Origin of the sequence: Actinomadura rubrobrunea NBRC 15275, from assembly GCF_001552235.1 — a bacterium.
GTDB classification, from domain to species: Bacteria; Actinomycetota; Actinomycetes; order Streptosporangiales; family Streptosporangiaceae; genus Spirillospora; species Spirillospora viridilutea.
This window is the reverse complement of sequence record NZ_BCQU01000111.1, coordinates 1-21,531: the sequence shown is the minus strand read 5'-3', so window position 1 is coordinate 21,531 and position 21,531 is coordinate 1. Positions and strand designations below refer to the sequence as shown.

Here is a 21,531-nt window from a genome sequence, read left to right as displayed (position 1 = left end):
CCGCCGCTCCCGCCTTCGGCGCCGGCATGCGCGTCCGCGCCGCCCGTTCCGGCGCGCGGCGTCGGCGCCGCCGTCGGCGGCGGGTCAAGGGCAGGTCAGCGGCGGGTCAGCGCAGCCCCGAGGCGGTCGAGCAGCCCCAGCGGGCCCGGGTGGCCCATGCCGTGGGCCGACAGGAATTCGGCGAACGCCGCCTCCGTCGAGTGCTTCGGCCGCCATGACAGCTCGGCCACCAGCCGCGACGTGTCGACCACCCGCCCGTACATCAGCAGCCGCAGCAGCTCGGGCGAGAACCCGGTCTGCCCGGCGAACCGGCGGCCGAGGTCGCCCAGCACCGACAGCGACTGCGCCGGCAGCGGCACGAACGGACGGCCCGCGCGGCGCAGCGCCTGCGACAGCAGCAGCACCCCGTCGCCCGCCACGTTGTACGTGCCGGGATGGTCTTCGACGGTCATCCGGCGCAGCACCTCGATGCCGTCGTCCTCGTGCACGAACTGCAGGCGCGGGTCGAAGCCCAGCACCGTCGGCACCACCGGCATCCGCAGGTACCGGGTCAGCGGCGAGTCCACGCCCGGGCCGAGGAAGTTGACGAAGCGCAGCACCGTGACCGTCAGGTCCGATCGGCGCCGTTGCAGCCCGCGCACGTACCCCTCGACCTCGACGGCGTCCTTGGCGTACCCGTGGGAGGGCGCCTCGACCGGCTCGTCCTGCTCGGTGAACACCGCCGGGTCCATCGGCGAGGCGCCGTAGACCGCGGCCGAGGACCGCACGACGAGCTTGCGCATGTCCGGCGAGCGCTGGCAGGCGGCCAGCAGCTGCATGGTGCCGATGACGTTGAGCTCCTTCACCTTCGACCGCGGGACCGACTGGGCGGTCACCAGGCTCAGGTGGACCACCGTGTCGACCCCGGCCGAGGCGATGACCTTCGCGATGCTCGGCGTGCGGATGTCGACGCGCACGAACTCGGTGCGTCCGAGCGGCGTCGTGGGGGGGACCGTGTCCACGCCGATGACCCGCTCGATGCCGGGATCGGCCTGGAGGGCGTTCGCGACCCGCGCTCCCAGGAACCGGGAGACTCCGGTGACCAGAACCACACGGGCCGCGGCGGTGGGCATGGAAGACACTGTGCGCCCCACCCCCTACGGCTGGCTGGCCGGAGCGTCTACTTCTTGTTGCGGCGCTGGATGCGCGTCTTCTTCAGAAGCTTGCGGTGCTTCTTCTTGGCCATCCTCTTGCGGCGCTTCTTGATGACGGAGCCCACGGGACCTCGCTCGGAGAATCGGGTGACAGGAAAGAAGGGCCGTGCCGTCCACCGGCCCCATGCCCCATGGACGGTCCCATGGACGCGCGGCGGTGGCGCACGGTCCGCTGACCAAGAGTACCGCTGCGGCGCCCGCACTCGGTTCCCCGCCCGCCGACTCGCCCGCTCTCACGCCGGACACGCCGGCTTTCGCACCGGACGCACCGATGCGCGCGCCGCGCAGGCCCGCACCCGCGTCCGCTCGCCCGCCTTCGGCGCGCGACGCCGCGCCACCGGTGCCGCGCGTTGCGCGCGCATCGGTGCGGCCGCCGCGTCCGCGCGGGTCGGCGCGGACCCCGCGAGCGCGGGCACCGATTCCGGCGGCCCCGCGGCCGCCGGCCCGTCGGTGTCGTGGTGTTCCCTGTCTCCTCGGTTCTCCTGCCCCCGTGCTGGCGCCCCCTGCACGACCGGATTCCGGGTGAACGGCGAGGTCATCGGCCATGACCCCGCCCTACCCGGTTATCCGGCTTCGATGAACGCGTCGCGCAGATAGTCGTGAACGGCCTGCTCGGGAACCCGGAACGAGCGGCCCACCCGGATCGCGGGCAGCTCGCCTGAGTGGACGAGGCGGTAAACGGTCATCTTGGACACCCGCATCACCGCCGCCACTTCGGCCACAGTCAGGAACCTGACCTCGCTGAGAGGTCGCTCGCCTGAGCTCATCGGACGCCCTCTTCCACACGTGCCGCGCACCGGCCCTTTGGGTGACTTTGATCACGCACGTGTTCTTCCCCCAGCGTAAATCGCGTATCGACAGTCGCAAGAGGGGAGTTCCACCCATTTGCGTATCCCGACCTGTCTTGATGGCCACAGTCTGGTTTCGTCCCGCGGGAGGCACGGTGGCATCGGCGGTCGCGCGGCCGTCGGATGTGAGCCGGGACCACCGGACGACCGGCGACCCCAAGGCCCACCCGACCCAAGAACGACCCTTTCGCCCCTTTACTCGGCAGATGTCACATGCAGTGACGGGTGCGGGCCGGCGCGGAGCGGGGAACCGCGGGCTCAGCCGAGCCCGGCGCGGTGCAGCAGATAGGCCGTCACAGGGGCGTAGTGCTGGGGAGACACGCCGTCGTCCAGCGGCACGACGGTGTGGATCTTGCCTTCGGCGGCCCCGGCGAACAGCGCGGGGTCGTTACAGTCCGCGAACCCGACGGCGTCGATCCCCGCCTGCCCGGCCGCTCCGGCCCACCCGTGGTCGGCGATGGCCAGATCCGGCCAATTGTCGGATTCTGCTGCAAGCTCGGCGAGCATCGCCTCCATGGGAGCCGCGTCGTGGGTGTGCCGGGGGCGGCCGTCCGCGTCCTCCAGCAGCGCCACGCCGCCGGGCGCGTAGACGATCCGGAGCCGCTCGGCGCCGCCGTAGTCGCGCCGGACCTCGTACGTCCAGCCCGCGGCGGGCGTCAGCACCGTGCAGCCCGCCTCCCGCAGCGCCTCGGACACGGCCTGGTAGATCGGGGTGAGGGTCTCGGGGTGCCCGGTGGCCAGCACCACCCGCTCGCGGCGCCGCGCCGCGTGCCCGATCCGGTCGCCCATCGCCTCCAGGGCGTCGATGGTCAGGTCCGGGTCGATCGTGTCGTCCCCGTAGACGTGGCGCGGGTCGGGGTTGACGCCGCAGCGCTCCGCCATGACCGCCAGCACGTCGGCCTCCGTCCAGGGCCGCTTGAGCTCCAGGCCGAGCAGGTAGTACGGGTCGCCCGCGGCCATGAGCCGGTAGTGCCGGAGGTTGTTCTGCCGCGGCGTGGCCACGTCCCCGGCGATCATCGTGCGGACGAGGTGGTCGCGCAGCTCGGCGCGCGACGGCGGCGTCAGGGATCGGGTCGCGGATTCGGTCACGGTTCACCCAGGGGGTCGGTCGCGGATTCGGTCGGGGAGGCGCTCACAGGTCCGTCAGCGGGTCGAGGCCGTGCTCGGGGAAGACCGCCCGCCGGGTCGCCAGGATCGCCTGGTCCACGGGGCCGGCGGGGTCGTAGCCCTCGCCCCAGGTGCGCACCTCGACCACGCTCGTGCCGTCCGTCATCCGACGCGGCGCGATCTGCTCGGTCCGGATCCGCACGAAGTCGCGCCAGTCCTCGGGCGTGGGCGTGTCGGGCGGGACCGGCTGCCCGGACGCCTCGGCCAGCAGATGCGTCCAGGCGCGCGGCACCACCTGGACCAGCTCGTAGCCCCCGCCTCCGGTGACGATCCACCGGCCGCCCGCGGTCTCGTGCGCCAGGCGGTGCAGCATCGCGTACGCGGTGCGCTGCCCGTCCACGCTGAGGATCAGATGGGCCAGCGGGTCGAGCGCGTGGCCGTCGCAGCCGTGCTGGGTGACCAGCACCTGCGGGCGGAACGCGCGCAGCAGCGGCGGGACGACCGCGTCGAAGGCCCGCAGCCAGAGGGCGTCGCCGGTGCCGGGCGGCAGCGCCACGTTGACGGCCGTGCCCTCGGCGCCCTTGCCGCCGGTCTCGTCGGGGAATCCGGTGCCGGGGAACAGCGTGCGCGGCGACTCGTGCAGGCTGATGGTCAGCACACGGGGGTCGTCGTAGAAGGCGGCCTGGACGCCGTCCCCGTGGTGGACGTCGACGTCCACGTAGGCGACCCGTTCGGCGCCCTGGGCGAGCAGCCACGCGATCGCGATGGCCGGGTCGTTGTAGACGCAGAAGCCGCTGGCGGCGCCCGCCATCGCGTGGTGCAGGCCGCCGGCGATGTTGGCGGCGTGCGGGGAGCGGCCCGTCCACACCGCGCGGGCGGCGGCGACCGAGGCGCCCGCGACCAGGGACGACGCCTCGTGCATGCCCGTGAACACGGGATTGTCGGGCGTGCCGAGCCCGTGCCGCAGGTCGGGCCGGCCGGTGGCGCCCGCCTGCTTGACCGCGGCGATGTAGGACGGCTCGTGCACCAGGCCGAGCAGGTCCTCGTCGGCGGGCTGGAACCCCTCCAGACTCACGGTGGGCGCGTCCAGCACCTTCAGCTCGCGGGCGAGCGCCATGGTCAGCTCGACGCGGACCGGGTTGAGCGGATGCCCGGCGCCGAAGTCGTAGGAGACGAGGTCGTCGTCCCAGAAGACCCGGAGGGCACAGCTCTCGGCGGCTGGGGACGGCGCTGGGCTGCTCATGACGTTCACGGTAGCGCTCCACCCCTGGTCAGGCCGTGTGGCCTGAATCACATACGTGCGGATTCGCCCATCCTGTCGCGGCTGTCGCGGCACCGCCGCCCGACCTGCGCGGACTTTACTGTGACCTGCCTGACATTGCCCTTTGCTTTACGTAACATGGGCGAAACCTGACGTTTGGGATGCGCATGGATAAACATCTCATTGCCGACGATGTACCACCGCCACCGGACGGATCCGGCACCGGCGGTGCGTCGCGCGGCGCGCCTCCCACGGGAACGCCCAGGCCGCCGCTGCCCCCGCACTCTGTCCCCCACGACGGACGCCCCAGCACGCTGAGCCGGGTCATCTCCTGCACCCTGCGCCTGACGCTTGGTCCCATCGTGCACCACGTCCCCGGCCACCGGCTGATCATCCGCACCGCCCGCACCACGGTCGACATCGCGTCGCGGCTGGTCAGACCCGACCCGCGGGTGCGGGTCCGGCCGGCCGACGAGGTCCGCCGCGACACCGGGCGCGTCTTCGGCGAGTGGGTCGAGCCCCGCGACGCCGAGGAGGGGCCGCTCGACGGCGCCGTCCTGTACCTGCACGGCGGCGGCTACGTGGTGTGCTCCCCCCGCACCCACCGTCCGATCACCTCTCGCCTGGCCGCCGACACCGGCCTGCCCGTGCTGGTCCCCGAGTACCGGCTCGCGCCCGAGCATCCGTTCCCGGCGGCGCTGGAGGACGCGCTGGACGCCTACCGCTGGCTCCTGGACGTCGGCGTGCCCGCCGACCGCATCGTGGTCGCGGGCGACTCGGCGGGCGGGCACCTGGCGGCCTCCCTCACCGGCGAGATCTGCCGGACCGGGCTGCCCCGCCCCGCCGGAGTGGTGCTGTTCTCCCCCTGGGTCGACCTGACCTGCGAACTGTCGACGCGCGAGCAGCGGCTCGCCCGCGACCCCTACATCAGCGCGGCCACGGCCCGGCGGGTCGCCCGCCTCGTCGTCGGCTCGATGGATCCGACGGACCCCCGGCTGGCCCTGCTGGCCTGCGCCTGGGCCGACACGCCGCCGTTCCTCATCCAGGTCGGCAGCCGCGAGGTGCTGCGGCCCGAGGCCGAGGCGCTGGCGGGCGCGATCAGCGACTCGGGCGGCGACTGCCTGCTGCAGGTGTGGAACGGTCAGATGCACGACTTCCAGATGCTCAACCGGGTGCTGCCCGAGGCGAGCGCGGCGATGGACGAGACCGCCCGCTTCATCCGCTCGGTCCTCGACGCGTCCGCCGCCGACGGCGAGACCGACGCCGAGGCCGTCGCATGACGGCCCCCGCCGCGCCCGGCCCCGCGACTTGAGGCCGCCTCCGCACACCCGCCTGGCGACCGAGGCCGCGGGGATGCGGAGGCGCCTCGCCAAACCCCCGTCCGCGGCGCGCAGAAGCCACCGCACGCCGGACGTGCCCACACGGCCGCCACGGCCTCACGCAGCGACGCGCCCCAGTCCGGCGCGTCTCCCACGTCCCGAGTGCGCCTCCCTCGCGCGGCTCCACCGACTCCTCAAACCGTCGCGACCACAAGCCACCCGCAGAAACGACACGCCCCCTCCGGCGCGTCACCCATGGTCCAGCCACACCTCAGACACGTGGCTCGACCGGTTCCTCGGAGCGTCGCGACGAGCGGCTGCCCGCGGTGAGGAACCCGACCAGCGCGGCCACCGCGGCGACGCCCTCGCCGATCAGGCTGGCGGTCTTCTCGGCGTACCAGACCGGCTCGTACATGTCCGGCAGCGGGCCGAGCGCGCCCACGTCGACGGCGTAGTAGAGCAGCAGGGCGCCGACCGCGCCGGCCGCGACCAGGAACGCGACCGCGTACGTCCAGCGGCGCGCCCATGCCAGGACCAGCACGGCCGCCAGCGCGGCGACCGCGGCCTGGGCCTGGAACAGCACGTCGCCGCCGACGCTGCCGCCTTCGACGAACTTCATGTCGGGCGCGAACCGCCAGTGCACGACGGCGTCGACCGCCAGTCCCGCGGCCACGAGCAGACGAAGCGCGATGTCCATACCCCTACCACGAGCACCGGGCCGCGTCGGCTCAACGGCGGCCTGATCCGTTCCGTCGTCCCCGGTCAGCGTTCCCAGATCAGCCGCCGGCGAGCTCGCGACCCCGGTCGCGGGCGGCCTCGATCGCCTCCAGCACGGCCGCGCGCACCCCGTGTTTCTCCAGCTCCCGGATGGCGGCGATCGTCGTGCCGCCCGGCGAGGTGACCGCCTCCCGCAGCAGCACCGGGTGCTCGCCCGAGTCGCGCAGCATGACCGCCGCCCCGACCGCCGACTGGATCACCATCTCCAGCGCCGCCGCGCGCGGCATGCCGAGCAGGATGCCCGCGTCCACCATGGCCTCGACCAGGTAGTAGAAGTACGCCGGTCCGCTGCCGGACAGCGCGGTCGCCGCGTCCTGCAGCGACTCGGGGATGCGCAGCACCTTCCCGACCGGGCTGAGCAGCTCCTCGGCCAGCTTCAGGTGCTCCTCGCCGGCGTGCGAGCCCGGCGAGATCACGCTCATCGCCTGGTCCACCAGCACCGGCGTGTTGGACATCACCCGCACCACGGGCACGCCGGCGGGCAGCCGCTCCTCGACGAACCCGGTGGTGATGCCCGCCGCCATGGAGATCACCAGTCGACCGGACGGCACGTGCGGGGCGATCTCGTCCAGCAGCGTCCCCATGTCCTGCGGTTTGACCGCCAGCACCAGGGTGCTCGCCGTCCGGGCGGCCTCCACGTTGGTGACGATCTCGACGCCGTACCGCTCGCGCAGCAGCGCCCCGCGCTCCTCGCGGCGGACGGTGGCCATCAGCTCGGCCGGGCGGCGGCCGGCGCGCAGCACCCCGGACAGCAGCGCCTCGCCCATCTTCCCGGCACCCAGAATCGCGATCATGTGCGCACCTTGACGTGGGTCATGACGTGGGATTTCGCTCGACCACGCCAGACTACCGACCGGCCCGGCGGCCGGGTGCGCGGATCGGCCGGGCTAGGACCGCGTCGCCATCGAGCGCAGGAAGAAGCGCAGATTGGCGGGCTTTTCGGCCAGCCGCCGCATGAAGTAGCCGTACCACTCGGCGCCGTAGGCGACGTACACGCGCACCCGCTCGCCCTCGGCGGCCAGCCGCCGCTGCTCCTGCGGCCGGATCCCGTACAGCATCTGGTACTCGTAGCTGCCCGGGGCGCGGTCGTTGACCAGGGCGAACGTCCCGGCGATGTTGATCAGCCGGGGGTCGTGCGTGGCCAGCATCGGGTAGCCCTTGCCGCTCATCAGCACGCGCATGCACCGCACGTACGACTTGTCGATGTCGGCCTTGCCGGTGAAGGCGACGTGCTCGGGGGCGGCGTAGGCGCCCTTGCACAGCCGCACCCGCGACCCCTCGTACGCCAGCTCGGCGCAGTACTCCTCGGCGCGGCGCAGGTACGACTGGATGACCGCCCCGGTGCTCGGGTGGTCGCGCCGCAGCTCCTTCAGGATGCGCAGGGTGGACTCGACGGTGGTGTGGTCCTCCATGTCGAGGGTCACCGTCGTTCCGGCCGAGCGGGCGGCGGCGCACACGCGGCGGGCGTTCTCCAGCGCCAGGTCCTCGTCCAGGGCCTGGCCCACCGCGGTCAGCTTCAGCGACACCTCGGCCCGGTCGCCCAGCCCGAGCTCGGCCAGCCGCCCCAGCAGCTCGACGTAGTGCTTGACGGTCGCCTCGGCCTGCCCCTTGTCGAGGACGTCCTCCCCGAGCACGTCCAGGGTGACCGCCAGCCCTCGGCCGGTCAGGTCCCGGGTGACGCGCAACGCGTCGTCGACGGTCTCGCCGGCGATGAACCGGCGCACCACGTCGCGGGTGAACGGAGCGCTCTCTACGAATGTGCGGACGCCGCCGCTGCGGGAAGCGGCGAGGAGAGCCTGACGAAGCACTGACGACCCCTTCTCCGGCGGGACGACACTGTCCGCTGTCCCGGAGTTCCCAGGGTAACGCCCCAGGAAGAAGCGACGATCACGACACCGTTCCGGTCTTGTTGACCCCGCCGTACCGCCGGACGTACTCGTCCATCTTCGCCGTCCGCACGGCTTCGAACAGCGCGCGCCCCTTGGCCTTGTCCAGCAGAACCACGCTCTGCTTGCCGCGCATCGCGCTGCCCTTGTTGGGGACGGTCATGAACACCACGTCGGAGGGGCGCACGCCGCGCAGGCTGAGCGCCAGCGACCGCAGGTCCCCCGCGGACACCTCGTCGTCGACGCTGATCGACTTGGTGAACGCGGTGAGGAACCGGTCGAGCTTGAGCGGGTTGGTGATCGTCCCGCTGTCGGCGGCCTTCTCGGCGAGCGCGCGCAGGAACGCCTGCTGCCGCTTGATCCGGTCGAAGTCGCCGTTCGGCAGGTTGTACCGCTGCCGGACGAACAGCAGGGCCTTCTCGCCGTCCAGCTTCTGCCGGCCGGCCTGCCAGTGCACCTTGCGCGCCGGGTCGTAGACGCTCTGCGCGATGGTGACCTCCACGCCGCCGAGCGCGTCGGTCATCGCCTTGAAGCCCTCGAAGTCGATGGCGCCGTAGTGGTCGATGCGGATGCCCGTGAGGTTCTCCACGGTCTGGATCAGCAGCGGCGGGCCGCCGAACGAGAAGGCCGCGTTGATCTTCTGGGGGCCGTAGTCGGCGATGTCCACCCACAGGTCGCGGGGGAAGGAGATGATGTACGCCTTGCGGCGGTCGGCGGGCAGGTGCAGCAGCATGATCGTGTCGGACCGCTGCTGCCCCGGCTTCCACACCCCGCGGCCCTCGCCGGTCGTGGCCATCTCGGCGCGGCTGTCGGAGCCGACCAGCAGCCAGTTCTCGGTGCCGGTCACGTTGGGGCCGGGGCGCTTGCCGGTGGGCATCACCCCGGGCACCCGATCGATGTTGCTGTTGTAGGACGACTGGCGCTGCCACACCAGCCCGGCGACCCCGCCCGCGGCCAGCAGGACGAACACCACCACGCCCGCCAGCACCCGCGGCCAGCGCTTCTTGCGCCGCCGTCCGTCGCCGCTCCCGAGCCCCTCGCCCAAGGGGAGCCCGTCGTCCGGGCCTTGCGGCCCGTCGGGACCGTGCGGCCCGCGCTGAGCGGCTCCGGGCTCGGCCGCCGCCCGTCCCGGCGCCCCTTCCGGACCGGCGGGGGCGGAGGGCGGGAACCGGTCGCCGCCGTGCTGCCTGCGCGCCTGGGAACCGGAGTGGTCTTCGGGGGTCATGGCGCCGGAGACTAGCAGGCGCCTCGTCCCGAATATGAGGGTTTACCTCGTATGACGTCCACTGCCGGTCAAAGACCGCGAGGTCGGTGCCGGGCGCGGTGGCGAACGTCACGGAGTGCGGCGGCGGAGCGTGGCCGCGGCCAGCAGCAGGGCCAGCACCGCGCACACCGCGATGATCACGATGTCGCGCACCAGGTCGCCGCCGACGTCCGGCTCCCGGCTCACCCGCTGCATGGCGTCCACCGCGTACGTCAGCGGCAGCACGTCGGAGACCGCCTCCAGCCAGGACGCCATCTGGTCGCGCGGCATGATCAGCCCGCACAGCAGCGCCTGCGGCAGCACGAACGCGGGCATGAACTGCACCGCCTGGAACTCGGTGCGGGCGAACGCGCTGGCGAACAGCCCCAGCGCCATGCCGAGCAGCGCGTCCAGCACCGCCACCAGCAGCAGCGTCCAGCCCGGTCCGGCCAGGTCGAGGCCCAGCCAGGTCAGCGAGATCGCCAGCACCACGCCCACCTGCGCCAGCGCCAGCAGCCCGAACGCCAGCGCGTAGCCGACCAGCAGGTCCAGGCGGCCCATCGGCATGGTCATCAGCCGCTCCAGGGTGCCGCCGGCGCGTTCGCGCAGCGTGCCCACGCTGGTGACGATGAACATGATCACGAACGGGAACAGCCCGAGCAGCATGGGCCCGACCCGGTCGAAGACCTCCGGCCGGTCGAACACGTACCGCAGCAGGATCATCAGCAGGCTCGGGACGCCCACCATCATCGCGATGGTGCGGTGGTCGTGCCGCAGCTGCGCCAGGATCCGCCGCGTGGTGGCCAGGGTGATCGCGAGGCTCATGACGTCCGGGCCTCCTCCCGCTCGCTGATCAGGTGCAGGAACGTCTCCTCCAGGTCGTCGGCGCCGCTGGCGGCGCGCAGCTCGCGCGGCGTGCCGTCGGCCAGGATCCGGCCCTCGCGCATCAGCAGCAGCCGGTCGGCGCGGCCCGCCTCGTCCATGACGTGGCTGGAGACGATCAGCGTGACACCGCGCTCGGCCAGCCGCCGGAACAGCGTCCACAGCTCCTGGCGCAGCAGCGGGTCCAGGCCGACGGTCGGCTCGTCCAGCACCAGCAGCTCGGGGGCGCCGAGCAGCGCGACGGCCAGGTTGACGCGGCCGAGCTGCCCGCCCGACAGGGTGGAGACGAGCTGGTCGCGCTGGGCTTCCAGGCCCACCTCGGCGGCGACGCGGTCCACGTCCGTCCGCGGGGCGCCGAGCACCGCGGCGAAGTAGCGCAGGTTCTCGGTCACGCTGAGGTCGTCGTACACGGCGGGCGCCTGGGTGGCGTAGCCGACGCGGCGGCGCAGGGAAGGGCTGCCCGCGGGCTCGCCCAGCACGGTCACCGTCCCGCTCTTGACGATCTGCACGCCCACGATGGCCCGCATCAGCGTCGTCTTGCCGCAGCCGCTCGGCCCCATCAGTCCGACGATCGAACCGCGCGGCACCTCGAACGTCACGTCGTGCAGCACCTGCCGGCCGCCGCGCTCCACGCACAGGTCCGCAACGCGGACCGCCGGAGCAGAAGAACTCATCATGTGTTGAATTTAAGTCCGCGCTCGAGCCAGGGTCAAGGCGTCCTCACGCGCCGACGCAGGTGACAAGGGGACTCAAGGCGCCATCAAGGGGCCGCAACGGTGTCCGTTGGGCTTCGCCAGGCACAGCGGCGCCGCCGACGTCACATGGGCCACGGGGGGCAGGAGAAGCCGTTGTGTCGCGATCCCGCTAACGGAGCAGCCCAAAAACACCGCCCGGGTCAGCGGTGTCCGTTGCTCTCGCCGGGCGCGGCGCAGCCTTGCCGACACCACCGGATCCGCCGGCCCCGTCGAAATGCCGCTGGCCAGTGGCGTCGACAGCTGCGCCGACTCCTCGGTCGTCCCAGGCCATGGGCTCGACCCGCAGTACAAGCAGCAAGACCGCACGCAAGACCGTCACGCGGGCTATAGGGGCAGCAGGGCCCATCACGCGGCGAACGCGCGGCCGAAACGGCCCAAGGACACCGCGCGCGGGTCAGCGGTGTCCGTTGTTTTCGCCGGGGGCGGCGGTCTTGTCGCCGCCGTCGGTTCCGCCGGGCTCGTCGAAGTACCGCTGGATCGTGGGCGCCAGCAGCTCCACCAGCTCTTCAGTCGACGCCGATGCGATGGGCTCGATCCGCAGCACGAACCGCAGGAACATCACGCCGATCATCTGGCCCGCCGCCGCGTTCACTCGCAGCTTCGGGGTGCCCCGCAGCTCGGACGCCCGCTCCAGCAGGGCCGTCGTCAGGAACTCCCGCAGCGTCACCGCGGCCCGCTCGTTGGTCATCGCCGAGCGCAGCAGCGCCAGGATCGGGGCGCGCCGCGTCTCGTCCTCCCAGACCGACAGGAACGTGCGGACCAGCGTCTCGCCGATCCGCTCCTTGGGTGCCGCCATGACGCGCGGCAGGAGCTCGGTGGGGTCCACCGGGAACCGCATGGCCGCGGTGAAGACCCCCTCCTTGTTGCCGAAGTAGTGGTGCACCAGCGCCGGGTCGACCCCCGCCGCCCGGGCGATCGACCGCAGAGACGTGGCGTCGTACCCCTTCTCGGCGAACATCGTGCGCGCCGCGTTGAGGATCTCCTCCCGCGTCGCCGTCGGCCCGGGCCGCCGCCCGGGGCCGCGCTTCGCGCGCCGGCGCGTCCCCTCGCCGGAGTCGCGCCGGGGCCGCGCGACATCGGTCATCGCGCTCCCCGCTGGGAGATCTCACCGCCCGGGGTGACCTCCCAGGTGCGCGCCTTGTCGTCCATGGACGCGGCGGCCGCCAGGTGCAGGCGGGCGAAGGCCAGCGCCTCGGCCAGGTCCTCCATGCGCTCGGTGCGGCTGCTGGCGCGGCGCGTGTTGACCTCCAGCACGATGTGGCCGCGGTAGCCGGTGTCGGCGAGCCGCTCAAGGAACGGTCCGCACGGCTGGTTCCCGCGCCCCGGCACCAGGTGCTCGTCCTTGTTGGTGATGCCCACGCCGTCGGCGAGGTGGACGTGGCGCAGCCGGTCGCCGAGCTGCTCCGCCATGTCCATCGCGTCCGAGCCGGACACGGCGGTGTGCGACAGGTCCAGCGTGACGTGCGGGTAGTCCTGGCCGACCGGGTTCCAGTCGGGCGCGTACATGCCCGCCTCGGCGCCCCGCGCCTTCAGCGGGAACATGTTCTCCACCGCGAACAGGACGTCCGTCTCCTCCTGCATGCGGGCGAGCCCTTGGACGAACTCGCGCGCGTACTCCCGCTGCCAGCGGAACGGCGGGTGGACGACGACCACGTCGGCGCCCAGGGCCTCGGCCACCTCCTTGGACCGCATCAGCTTCCCCCACGGCTCGCGCCCCCACACCCGCTGCGTGAGCAGCAGGCACGGGGCGTGGATCGACCGGATGGGGACCTGGTGGTAGTCCGACAGACGGCGCAGCACGTTGAGGTCCTGCGAGGACGCGTCCGTGGACACCATGATCTCCACGCCGTCGTACCCCAGCAGCGCGGCAATCTCGAAGGCGCTGGGCACCTTCTCCGGGTAGACCGACGCGGTGGACAGCGTGATCGGCGCGTCCGGCACGCGAATCGCGGGCGGAACGGCGCCGTTGTGCTGCGGAGTCAAGGCTCCCTCGCCATAATGATCGCTCGGCAGTGTGGTGCGGCTGTGTCCGTCGTGCGCCGCGCCGCACGGACCGGAGCGGCCCGCTCCGCCGACGGCGCTCACGCAACGCAAAGCCTATGCGCCCGGACGCCCGAAGTTACCCTCCGACCCAGGTGATCTTATTTGGCGCGGGGCCGGATGACTACGCTCTGTCCTCGTGGTCGAGATCGCGCCGGGCGCCGTGCCCAGCCCCAACATCTGGAATTCTCCCCAGGTCTACGAGATCGAGAACCGGGCCGTCGACCCCGACGGGACGCTGGAGTCGGCGATGTGGGCGATCCGGCCGTGGGCCGGGGCGACGGTGCTCGACCTGGGCTGCGGCACCGGGTTCCACCTGCCGCGGTTCGCCCGCGAGGCGGCGCGGGTCATCGGGGTGGAGCCGCATTCGGCGCTGGCCGCCGCGGCCCGGCGGCGGGTGCGCGACCATCCGAACGTGTCGGTCCGCGTGGGCGCCGCCCAGGCGATCCCGCTCCCGGACGCCTCGGTGGACGTCGTGCACGTCCGCTGGGCGTACTTCTTCGGCCCCGGCTGCGAGCCGGGCCTGGCCGAGCTGTCGCGGGTGGTCCGGCGCGGCGGCGCGATCTTCATCATCGACAACGACGCCACCCGCTCCACGTTCGGCCGCTGGTTCCGGCGCGGCCTGCCCTCCTACGACCCGGACGCGGTGGAGCGGTTCTGGGCCCGGCAGGGCTTCGCGCGCGAGCCGCTGATGATCCGCTGGTCGTTCGCCAGCCGCGCGGACCTTGCCGCGGTGCTGCGCATCGAGTTCCCCGCCGAGCTGGCCGAGGAGTTCCTGCGCGAGCACGAGGGCTGCGAGGTGGACTACGCCGTCAACCTGTGGTGGCGGTGCCCCTGAGGGCGCCGGGGCGGTGACGCCGGTGCCGGCGCACCCCGGTTACTGACTGGTTGGTCACAAACGCTCCGCGGGTCTGGCCGCAGATGGGCGCGTATATGACAATTCAACCGCCATCCGCCACCTTGACGGGAGGGGACCCGAATGGGCCGTGCCGCACGGACGAGCCGCGCCATCCTCACCGCCACCGCGCTGACCGCGGGTGCCGCCGGCGTCGGGTGGGCCGCCCAGCGCCGCGCCGTCCGCCGCCTGCGTCTGCGCCCCGACCCGTACGCCGCGGAGCCGTTCGGCTCCCTGCGCGGCCGCCCGGTGCCGGTGCGCGCCGACGACGGCACGCGCCTGTACGCCGAGATCGACGGCGAGGACCGCACCGACCTGGCCGTGGTGTTCTGCCACGGCTGGACGCTCACCCAGGACTCCTGGCACTTCCAGCGCAAGGCCCTGCGCGGGCAGGCCCGCCTGGTGTTCTGGGACCAGCGCGGCCACGGCCGCTCCGACGGCGGCGACCGCGACGGCTACGGGCTGCCCCGCCTGGCGCACGACCTGGCCGCCGTCATCGACCAGACCGTCCCCGCCGGGACCCCGGTCGTCCTGGTCGGCCACTCCATGGGCGGCATGACGATCATGCGGTACGCCGACGAGTACCCCGACCGGATCGGCAGCACGGTGGTGGGCGTCGCCCTGGTGTGCACGTCGTCCGGCTCCCTGGGCGAGGCCCCGCTGGGCCTGCCCGGCATCCTGGCCCGCACCACGCAGCGGGTGATCCCGCCCGCCCTGCGCGCCGCCGGCGCGAGCGCGGCCCTCATCGAGAAGGTGCGCCATCTGGGCCGCGACGGCTCCATGCTGATCGAGGACCTCATCGCGTTCGGCCCGGACGCCAGCCCCGCCGCGATCGAGTTCAGCGAGCAGATGCTCGCCGAGACCCGCATGGACGCCCTGTTCGACTTCCTGCACTCCATGATCAGCACCGAGGTGATCAGCGAGTGCGCCACCCTGGCCCCCGCCGACACCCTGGTCATCGGCGCGGAGAACGACCGGCTCACCCCGGTCGAGCACAGCCTCAAGATCGCCGGTTGCGTCCCGTCCGCCCGTCTGGAGGTCCTCCCCGCCACCGGGCACATGGCGATGTTCGAACGCCCGGACGTGGTCTCCGGCCATCTGGCCGACCTGATCGGACGCGCCCGCACCGCCGCGGCCGCCTGAGCCGCGCGGCGTCCCGGGTCAGACCTGCTCGAGCCGGGCGAGCGTGCGCACCACGCGGTCGGCGACCTCGCGCATGCCCGCCGCGTTGGGGTGGATGGGGGCGGCGTTCTTGGCCGACAGGACGCCCTCGACCCACCTGCGCTGGGCGGGGGCGCACATGTCGTGCCCCTCGCCGCCCCGGTAGGCGTCGACGAACATCGCGCCGTGGGCGCGCGCCTGCTCGGCCAGCACCCGGTTCAGATCGCGCTCCAGGGCGTCCAGGAAGGCCAGGTCGCCCTGGGCGACCGGGACCGCGGGCCAGCAGCCCCGCTTCTCCGGCAGCAGCCGCAGGTAGCCGACGACCAGCACGCGGGCGCGCGGGGCCCGGGCGCGGATGCGGCGCAGCATGTCGCCGATCAGCGGGCGGATCCGGTCGGGCCGCTCGTTGAACGTGTCGGCGTACCGGGTGGCGCACGGCGCGCCGTTGGGGCTGGTGACGCTGAGGACGCCGCACTTGAGCGCGATCTCGCCGAATCCGATGTCGTTGCCGCCGATCCCCACGGTGACCAGGGTGGTGTCGCGTCTGAGCGCGTTGAGCTGCGGCGGGTTGGTGCCCGACGACGTGCGCTGCGACTCGGTCAGATGGCGGATGCGGGCGCCGGTGCAGCTGACGTCGGTGAGCCGCATTTTCAGCTGCGCGGCGACGAGCGACGGGTAGTTGCGGTTGGAGCGCCGGCATCCGGCGGGCTTTCCGTGCTGCTTCGGGATCCCCGGTCCGGCGGTGAAGGAGTCGCCGAGGGCCACGTACCGTACGCCCGCCCGCGCCTGGACGGAGTGCGCGACCGCCGCGGGCGTCCCCGCCGCCAAGGTCGCCGCGAACGCTCCGACGCCCAGTATCCGCTTCCCGCGCATGACCACCGGTCCTCCCGCTCGGCCGCCGAGTGCCACGCGGCCTTCGTCCCGAAGCGCACGATCGGCACCGACCATACGTGATCTCGATACGCAGAGTCACTATCCGATGACGAAGCGCTACATGATTTTGACCAGTGGGCGACGCTGGGGGCGCACTGTCGGCGGCGGCCCGTACTGTTTCAAGCCATGGCGAAGGCGAAGACCGCGAAGGCGGCGTACCGCTGCTCGGAGTGCGGCTGGCAGACGTCGAAGTGGGTGGGGCGCTGCGGCGAATGCCAGACGTGGGGCTCGGTCGGCGAGGCGGGCACGGCCGCGCCGCCGCGGGTGGTGGCCGCCGGACCCGTCACCGCGCCCGCCCGCCCCATCGGCCAGGTGGACGTGCGGACCGCGCGGACCCGCCCCACCGGCCTGGACGAGCTCGACCGCGTCCTCGGCGGCGGCATGGTGCCCGGAGCCGTGCTGCTGCTCGCCGGGGAGCCCGGCATCGGCAAGTCCACGCTGCTGCTGGAGGTCGCCGCGCTCGCCGCCAAGTCCGAAGAGGGCCGCACGCCCGTGCTGTACGTCACGGGAGAGGAGTCCGCCGAGCAGGTGCGGCTGCGCGCCGACCGCGTCGGCGCCGTCACCGACGACCTCTACCTCGCCGCGGAGACCGAGCTGTCGGCGGTGCTCGGCCACATCGAGGACGTGGAGCCCGCGCTGCTGGTCGTCGACTCCATCCAGACCATCGGCAGCGCCGAGGTGGACGGCACGCCCGGCGGCGTCACCCAGATCCGCGAGGTCACCGCCAACCTGATCCGGGTGGCCAAGGAACGCGGCATGACCGCGGTGCTGGTCGGCCACGTCACCAAGGAGGGCGCGATCGCCGGGCCCCGGCTGCTGGAGCACCTGGTGGACGTGGTGCTGTACTTCGAGGGCGACCGGCACAGCCGGCTGCGGATGATCCGCGCGGTGAAGAACCGCTACGGCCCCACCGACGAGCTGGGCTGCTTCGACCTGTCCGAGGTCGGCATCGTCGGGCTGCCCGACCCCAGCGGCCTGTTCTTGACCCGCCGCGACGAGCCCGTCCCCGGCACCTGCGTCACGGTCACGCTGGAGGGCCGCCGCCCGCTGGTCGCCGAGGTGCAGGCGCTGGTCGCCAAGTCCTTCCTGCCGTCGCCGCGCCGCGCGTCGTCCGGCCTGGACTCCTCCCGGGTGGCGATGGTGCTGGCGGTGCTGGCGCAGCGCTGCAAGATCTCCATGCACGAGAAGGACGTGTACGTCTCCACGGTCGGCGGCGTCCGGCTCAGCGAGACCTCCGTCGACCTGGCGCTGGCCCTGGCGGTGGCCGGGTCCACCGTCGACCAGCCGCTGTCGGCCCAGCTCATCGCGCTCGGCGAGGTCGGCCTGGCCGGAGAGGTGCGGGTCGTGCCCGGCGTCCAGCGGCGCCTGGCCGAGGCGGCCCGGCTCGGCTTCAAGTACGCGGTGGTGCCCCGCGGCTCCCTGGAGCTGGGCGACGGCACCCCGCTCAAGCGGGCCGATCCGCAGCTGACCAGCTACGAGGGCATGAAGGTGATGGAGGTCGACAGCCTCACCCAGGCCCTCCAGGTCGCCTTCACCGCCCCCTGACCTCGGCAACGATCATTCAGGGGGGCATGACCGGGACGTCAGGAGCCGCGTAATATCTCCAGGGCCGCCGCACCGGCGGCGACGGCCTGTGGAGACCACCGGAGGACCGCGACGCGGCGGCCCGGGGTCGGCGAAGCAGGGCCAGCCCGCGGCCGCCAGTACGGCGCGACGGGAGGCATCGCCCTCCAGACGGAGGGGGACAACAGACCAGGGGGAACCGTCCGCGGGTTCCTCGATGACAACTGACGCCGACCAGAACTCCGGGGGCCAGGTGCCAACACACGACAAAAGTCATGACGAACGACGCCGCGCCACGCTCGCCGCGGTAGCCCCGGGCACCGCGATACGCGACGGGCTGGAGCGCATCCTGCGGGGGCACACCGGAGCCCTGATCGTCCTCGGCTACGACAAGCTCGTCGAGGAACTGTGCACCGGCGGGTTCGAGCTCGACGTGGAGTTCTCCGCCACCCGGCTGCGCGAGCTGGCCAAGATGGACGGGGCGATCGTCCTCGACAACACGCACACGCGGATCGTGCGCGCCGCCGTGCATCTGGTCCCCGACTCGACGATCCCCACCGAGGAGTCGGGCACCCGGCACCGGACCGCCGAACGCGTCGCCCGGCAGACCGGCCACCCGGTCATCTCGGTCAGCCAGTCGATGCACATCATCGCCCTGTACCTCGACGGCACCCGCTACGTGCTGGAGGACTCGGCCGCGATCCTGTCGAAGGCCAACCAGGCGCTGGCCACCCTCGAGCGCTACAAGCTGCGGCTGGACGAGGTGTCCGGCACGCTGTCGGCGCTGGAGATCGAGGACCTGGTCACGGTGCGCGACGTCAGCGCGGTCGTGCAGCGCCTGGAGATGGTCCGCCGCATCGCCGACGAGATCGAGGGATACGTGGTCGAGCTCGGCACCGACGGCCGGCTGCTGTCGCTGCAGCTGGACGAGCTGGTGTCCGGGGTGGACGTCGACCGCGAGCTGATCGTGCGGGACTACCCGTCCGACACCGCCCGGGCGCGCGGCGTGGACGCCGTGCTGACCGCGCTGGACCGGCTGTCGGCCAACGAGCTGCTCGACCTGTCCACGGTGGCCGAGGTGATGGGCTTCACCGGCCCGGACGCCCTCGACCTGCCGGTCAGCCCCAAGGGGTACCGGCTGCTGGCGAAGGTGCCGCGGCTGCCCAGCCTGGTCGTCGAGCGCCTGGTCGAGCACTTCGGCGGCCTGCAGAAGCTGCTGGCGGCCAGCATCGACGACCTGCAGGCCGTCGGCGGCGTCGGCGAGTCCCGCGCGCGCAGCGTCCGCGAGGGCCTGTCCCGCCTGGCCGAGTCGTCGATTCTGGAACGCTACGTCTGACCGCGGATTCCGACCGCCCCCGAGACGGCCGGATCGTCCGCTCACCGCAGATGGAACACGCGCCTGGCGGGCTTGAGGTCGCCGGACCGCGCGGTGGCGATGTACGTGCCGGGCCGCGCGGGCAGTCCCCTGGCCCGGCAGTCGTCCGGGCTGCGCCTGCGGTCCCAGGTCACCGTCACGACGTGGGGGACGCCGCGCAGCAGCGTCAAACGCCCGGAGGCGCCGCGGGCGCACCGGCCGGACGACCAGATCCGGTCGGGCCCGGACGTCACCCGCACGTCGAGGTCGCCGTCGTAGGTGCACGCGCCCGGCCCGACGTTGACGATGGTCGCGATGAACCGCGGCCGCTGCGCGCCGACGAAGACGTCCCTGGTCATGGCCAGGCCGAGCACCAGGTCCTCCTTGGCGCAGGCGCCGCCGCGCCGGGTGGGCGAGGCCCGGACGCGCTTCGTCACCGTGACGGTCGGCGTCACAGCGGGGACGGTGGGCGCGTCGGTGGGGCCGTCGGCCGTGGTCTCCTCGTCGTCGCCGCAGCCGTAGACCAGCGCCACCAGGACGCCGAGCACGGCGGCGAGGACGGTGGCCCGCCGCCGCCAGTACCGGTCGACCGCACCGTCGTCACGTCCGGTGTCAGCGCCCATGCGGACAGTATGCATGGTCGATCTTCGAGGGACCGGCGACCCGCCGTGCCACAATGGCCAGTCGTCATGAAGCCGACCGTCACCGAGGCGATCCTCGACTGGTATGCCGCCAACGCCCGGGACCTGCCGTGGCGCGCGCCGGACGCCACCCCGTGGGGCGTCCTGGTCAGCGAGATCATGCTGCAGCAGACGCCGGTGGCCCGCGTGCTGCCGGTCTGGCGGGAGTGGATGGCCCGCTGGCCCGAACCGGCGGCGCTGGCGGCCGAGCCGTCCGGTGAGGCGGTGCGCGCCTGGGGCCGCCTGGGGTATCCGCGCCGCGCGCTGCGCCTGCACGAGGCCGCCCGGGTGATCGTCGAACGGCACGGCGGCCGCGTGCCCTCCTCGCACGAGGAGCTGCTGGCGCTGCCCGGCATCGGCGCCTACACCGCCGCCGCCGTGGCGAGCTTCGCGTTCCGGCAGCGGCACGCCGTCCTCGACACCAACGTCCGGCGGGTGCTGGCCCGCCTGGTGTCCGGCGAGGAGTATCCGCCGCGTTCGCAGACCGCCGCCGAGGTCCGGCTGGCCGAGTCCCTGCTGCCCGACGACGCCCCCACCGCGGCGCGCTGGTCCGTGGCCGTCATGGAGCTGGGCGCGCTGGTCTGCACGGCCCGCACGCCGCGGTGCGTGGACTGCCCGGTGCTGTCGTCCTGCGCCTGGCACGCCGCCGGCCGTCCCGCCTACGACGGCCCGCCGCGGCGCGGCCAGAGGTACGCGGGCACCGACCGGCAGTGCCGGGGCCGCCTGCTGGCCGTCCTGCGCGACGCCGACGGCCCGGTGGACAAGTCCGCCCTGGACGCCGTGTGGTCGGACGCCGTCCAACGCGAACGCGCCTTGGACGCCCTCGTCGCCGACGGCCTCGTCGACCCCCTCGACGACGGCCGCTACGCCCTCCCCGCCTAGCAGTCCTGAAAGCCCCACCTAGCAGTCCTGAAAGGTCGCCGACGCCGCTGCCGGCTGGAAGGCCGCGGTGATGGCCATCTGACATCCGGCCAGACCGCGACGTTCGCTCTCGGAGGCGTAGACCCCGATCGTCCAGCAGCGTGCGCTGGTCGGCTCGACCTTGCCGGCGATCTGCGGCCAGAAGGCGCGAGTGAGCCAGAGCACGATCCCGGCGGCCAGGTGCACACCACGGCCGCGAGCGGAGACACGCGCCGGACGGTGATCCCGCAGGAGGCAGAGAACTGCTGTGCGCGCCGCCAGAACGCGGCGGCAGGCTGGTGGCGCGGCTGGCGGGCGGGAGGCCGCGAGTCTGGTGCGGCCGCGACCGAGTCTGGTGCGGCCGCGACATAGACGGACGGCTTCGGCGTGCTGCACAGCGCATGTCCACGCGCACAATGCGTGCCTCGCAGCAGCGAACCGCGTGCTGTCGTTGCCGGCCGCCCCTGATCTTGCGAGTACCTCCGCCCATCGCGGGCCACGCGGAGCACGGTGCTCAGTCAGCGACACGATCGGCCGAGCGTTTGGCCTTGTCCGGGTGCCGGCGGCGTACTGGCGGGTGCGCTGGTCAGGTTCGTTGGCCAATCCGCCGTTCCTGCCAGGACGTCTTCGTGGCGGCGTACGGCCTTTTAGCGGCTCTCTACGGCCTTGGAAGGCGGCTCTGCGGCGGGATGGGGCGAGGGTGCGCGTGTCTGGCGTCTTCGATGGCGTATGCG

At 72.9% G+C, this 21,531-nt stretch carries 22 protein-coding genes; 6 read left to right on the top strand and 16 right to left on the bottom strand.

The annotated features are described in order from the left end of the window. Nucleotides 1–95 precede the first annotated feature (95 nt). The 5 genes from AR3_RS25550 to AR3_RS25535 form a co-directional block, all read right to left on the bottom strand. Complete coding sequence (locus AR3_RS25550) at nt 96–1,112, bottom strand: NAD-dependent epimerase/dehydratase family protein (RefSeq protein ID WP_067917630.1); 1,017 nt, start codon at nt 1,110–1,112, stop codon at nt 96–98. 47 nt (nt 1,113–1,159) lie between these two features. After that, the gene (locus AR3_RS30010) at nt 1,160–1,258 is read right to left on the bottom strand and encodes a 30S ribosomal protein bS22 (RefSeq protein WP_018654693.1); all 99 of its coding nucleotides are present in this window, start codon (nt 1,256–1,258) and stop codon (nt 1,160–1,162) included. 498 nt (nt 1,259–1,756) lie between these two features. After that, on the bottom strand, nt 1,757–1,960 hold the full coding sequence (locus AR3_RS25545) for a helix-turn-helix domain-containing protein (protein ID WP_026414196.1): 204 nt from the start codon (nt 1,958–1,960) through the stop codon (nt 1,757–1,759). Between the two features lie 339 nt (nt 1,961–2,299). Then, nucleotides 2,300–3,106: a phosphatase gene (locus AR3_RS25540; RefSeq protein ID WP_067917640.1), complete on the bottom strand. Its 807-nt coding sequence runs from the start codon at nt 3,104–3,106 to the stop codon at nt 2,300–2,302. Between the two features lie 67 nt (nt 3,107–3,173). Beyond that, nucleotides 3,174–4,391 (bottom strand): acetoin utilization protein AcuC, encoded by a 1,218-nt coding sequence (locus AR3_RS25535; protein ID WP_067917638.1) that lies wholly within the window; start codon nt 4,389–4,391, stop codon nt 3,174–3,176. Between the two features lie 380 nt (nt 4,392–4,771). On the opposite strand from AR3_RS25535, the gene AR3_RS25530 reads away from it, so the two are divergent. After that, complete coding sequence (locus AR3_RS25530) at nt 4,772–5,689, top strand: alpha/beta hydrolase (RefSeq protein ID WP_227023226.1); 918 nt, start codon at nt 4,772–4,774, stop codon at nt 5,687–5,689. 310 nt (nt 5,690–5,999) lie between these two features. Here the strand turns inward: AR3_RS25530 and AR3_RS25525 are convergent, their stop codons facing one another. From AR3_RS25525 to AR3_RS25490, 8 genes are all read right to left on the bottom strand, one after another. After that, nucleotides 6,000–6,425 (bottom strand): hypothetical protein, encoded by a 426-nt coding sequence (locus AR3_RS25525; protein ID WP_174545485.1) that lies wholly within the window; start codon nt 6,423–6,425, stop codon nt 6,000–6,002. Nucleotides 6,426–6,504: 79 nt separating this feature from the next. Continuing rightward, on the bottom strand, nt 6,505–7,299 hold the full coding sequence (proC, locus tag AR3_RS25520) for a pyrroline-5-carboxylate reductase (protein WP_067917629.1): 795 nt from the start codon (nt 7,297–7,299) through the stop codon (nt 6,505–6,507). 93 nt (nt 7,300–7,392) lie between these two features. Continuing rightward, nucleotides 7,393–8,313: a proline dehydrogenase family protein gene (locus tag AR3_RS25515; protein ID WP_067917627.1), complete on the bottom strand. Its 921-nt coding sequence runs from the start codon at nt 8,311–8,313 to the stop codon at nt 7,393–7,395. A gap of 79 nt (nt 8,314–8,392) precedes the next feature. Further along, nucleotides 8,393–9,616: an LCP family protein gene (locus AR3_RS25510; RefSeq protein ID WP_067917625.1), complete on the bottom strand. Its 1,224-nt coding sequence runs from the start codon at nt 9,614–9,616 to the stop codon at nt 8,393–8,395. 108 nt (nt 9,617–9,724) lie between these two features. Further along, nucleotides 9,725–10,459 (bottom strand): ABC transporter permease, encoded by a 735-nt coding sequence (locus tag AR3_RS25505; RefSeq protein ID WP_067917623.1) that lies wholly within the window; start codon nt 10,457–10,459, stop codon nt 9,725–9,727. After that, nucleotides 10,456–11,193: an ABC transporter ATP-binding protein gene (locus tag AR3_RS25500; protein ID WP_217998772.1), complete on the bottom strand. Its 738-nt coding sequence runs from the start codon at nt 11,191–11,193 to the stop codon at nt 10,456–10,458. Before AR3_RS25500 ends, AR3_RS25505 begins: the two co-directional genes overlap by 4 nt. A gap of 472 nt (nt 11,194–11,665) precedes the next feature. Then, nucleotides 11,666–12,355: a TetR/AcrR family transcriptional regulator gene (locus AR3_RS25495; protein ID WP_067917621.1), complete on the bottom strand. Its 690-nt coding sequence runs from the start codon at nt 12,353–12,355 to the stop codon at nt 11,666–11,668. Further along, the gene (locus AR3_RS25490; protein ID WP_067917619.1) at nt 12,352–13,254 is read right to left on the bottom strand and encodes a sugar phosphate isomerase/epimerase family protein; all 903 of its coding nucleotides are present in this window, start codon (nt 13,252–13,254) and stop codon (nt 12,352–12,354) included. Before AR3_RS25490 ends, AR3_RS25495 begins: the two co-directional genes overlap by 4 nt. Nucleotides 13,255–13,450: 196 nt before the next feature. Here AR3_RS25490 and AR3_RS25485 point away from each other — a divergent pair, with 196 nt between their 5' ends. Both AR3_RS25485 and AR3_RS25480 read left to right on the top strand, forming a co-directional pair. Further along, nucleotides 13,451–14,149: a class I SAM-dependent methyltransferase gene (locus AR3_RS25485; protein ID WP_067917617.1), complete on the top strand. Its 699-nt coding sequence runs from the start codon at nt 13,451–13,453 to the stop codon at nt 14,147–14,149. 141 nt (nt 14,150–14,290) lie between these two features. Next, a complete protein-coding gene (locus AR3_RS25480; RefSeq protein WP_067917615.1) occupies nt 14,291–15,349 on the top strand; it encodes an alpha/beta fold hydrolase in 1,059 nt (352 codons plus the stop codon). 18 nt (nt 15,350–15,367) lie between these two features. Here AR3_RS25480 and AR3_RS25475 read toward each other — a convergent pair whose 3' ends face one another. Next, nucleotides 15,368–16,240 carry an SGNH/GDSL hydrolase family protein gene (locus AR3_RS25475; RefSeq protein ID WP_067917632.1) on the bottom strand — a complete coding sequence of 291 codons (873 nt, stop codon included), beginning with the start codon at nt 16,238–16,240 and terminating at the stop codon, nt 15,368–15,370. Between the two features lie 186 nt (nt 16,241–16,426). On the opposite strand from AR3_RS25475, the gene radA reads away from it, so the two are divergent. Both radA and disA read left to right on the top strand, forming a co-directional pair. Next, complete coding sequence (gene radA, locus AR3_RS25470; RefSeq protein ID WP_067917613.1) at nt 16,427–17,845, top strand: DNA repair protein RadA; 1,419 nt, start codon at nt 16,427–16,429, stop codon at nt 17,843–17,845. A gap of 235 nt (nt 17,846–18,080) precedes the next feature. After that, complete coding sequence (gene disA, locus AR3_RS25465) at nt 18,081–19,199, top strand: DNA integrity scanning diadenylate cyclase DisA (RefSeq protein ID WP_067917611.1); 1,119 nt, start codon at nt 18,081–18,083, stop codon at nt 19,197–19,199. Nucleotides 19,200–19,240: 41 nt separating this feature from the next. Here the strand turns inward: disA and AR3_RS25460 are convergent, their stop codons facing one another. Beyond that, on the bottom strand, nt 19,241–19,840 hold the full coding sequence (locus AR3_RS25460) for a hypothetical protein (RefSeq protein ID WP_067917609.1): 600 nt from the start codon (nt 19,838–19,840) through the stop codon (nt 19,241–19,243). Between the two features lie 66 nt (nt 19,841–19,906). Between AR3_RS25460 and AR3_RS25455 the strand changes: the two genes are divergently transcribed. Beyond that, nucleotides 19,907–20,779, top strand: coding sequence for an HhH-GPD family protein (locus AR3_RS25455; RefSeq protein ID WP_067917607.1), 873 nt, complete (start codon nt 19,907–19,909; stop codon nt 20,777–20,779). Nucleotides 20,780–20,797: 18 nt separating this feature from the next. On the opposite strand, the gene AR3_RS25450 is transcribed toward AR3_RS25455, so the two are convergent. Next, entirely contained in the window at nt 20,798–21,004 is a 207-nt protein-coding gene (locus AR3_RS25450; protein ID WP_067917605.1) for a hypothetical protein, read from the bottom strand. Between the last annotated feature and the right edge of the window lie 527 nt (nt 21,005–21,531).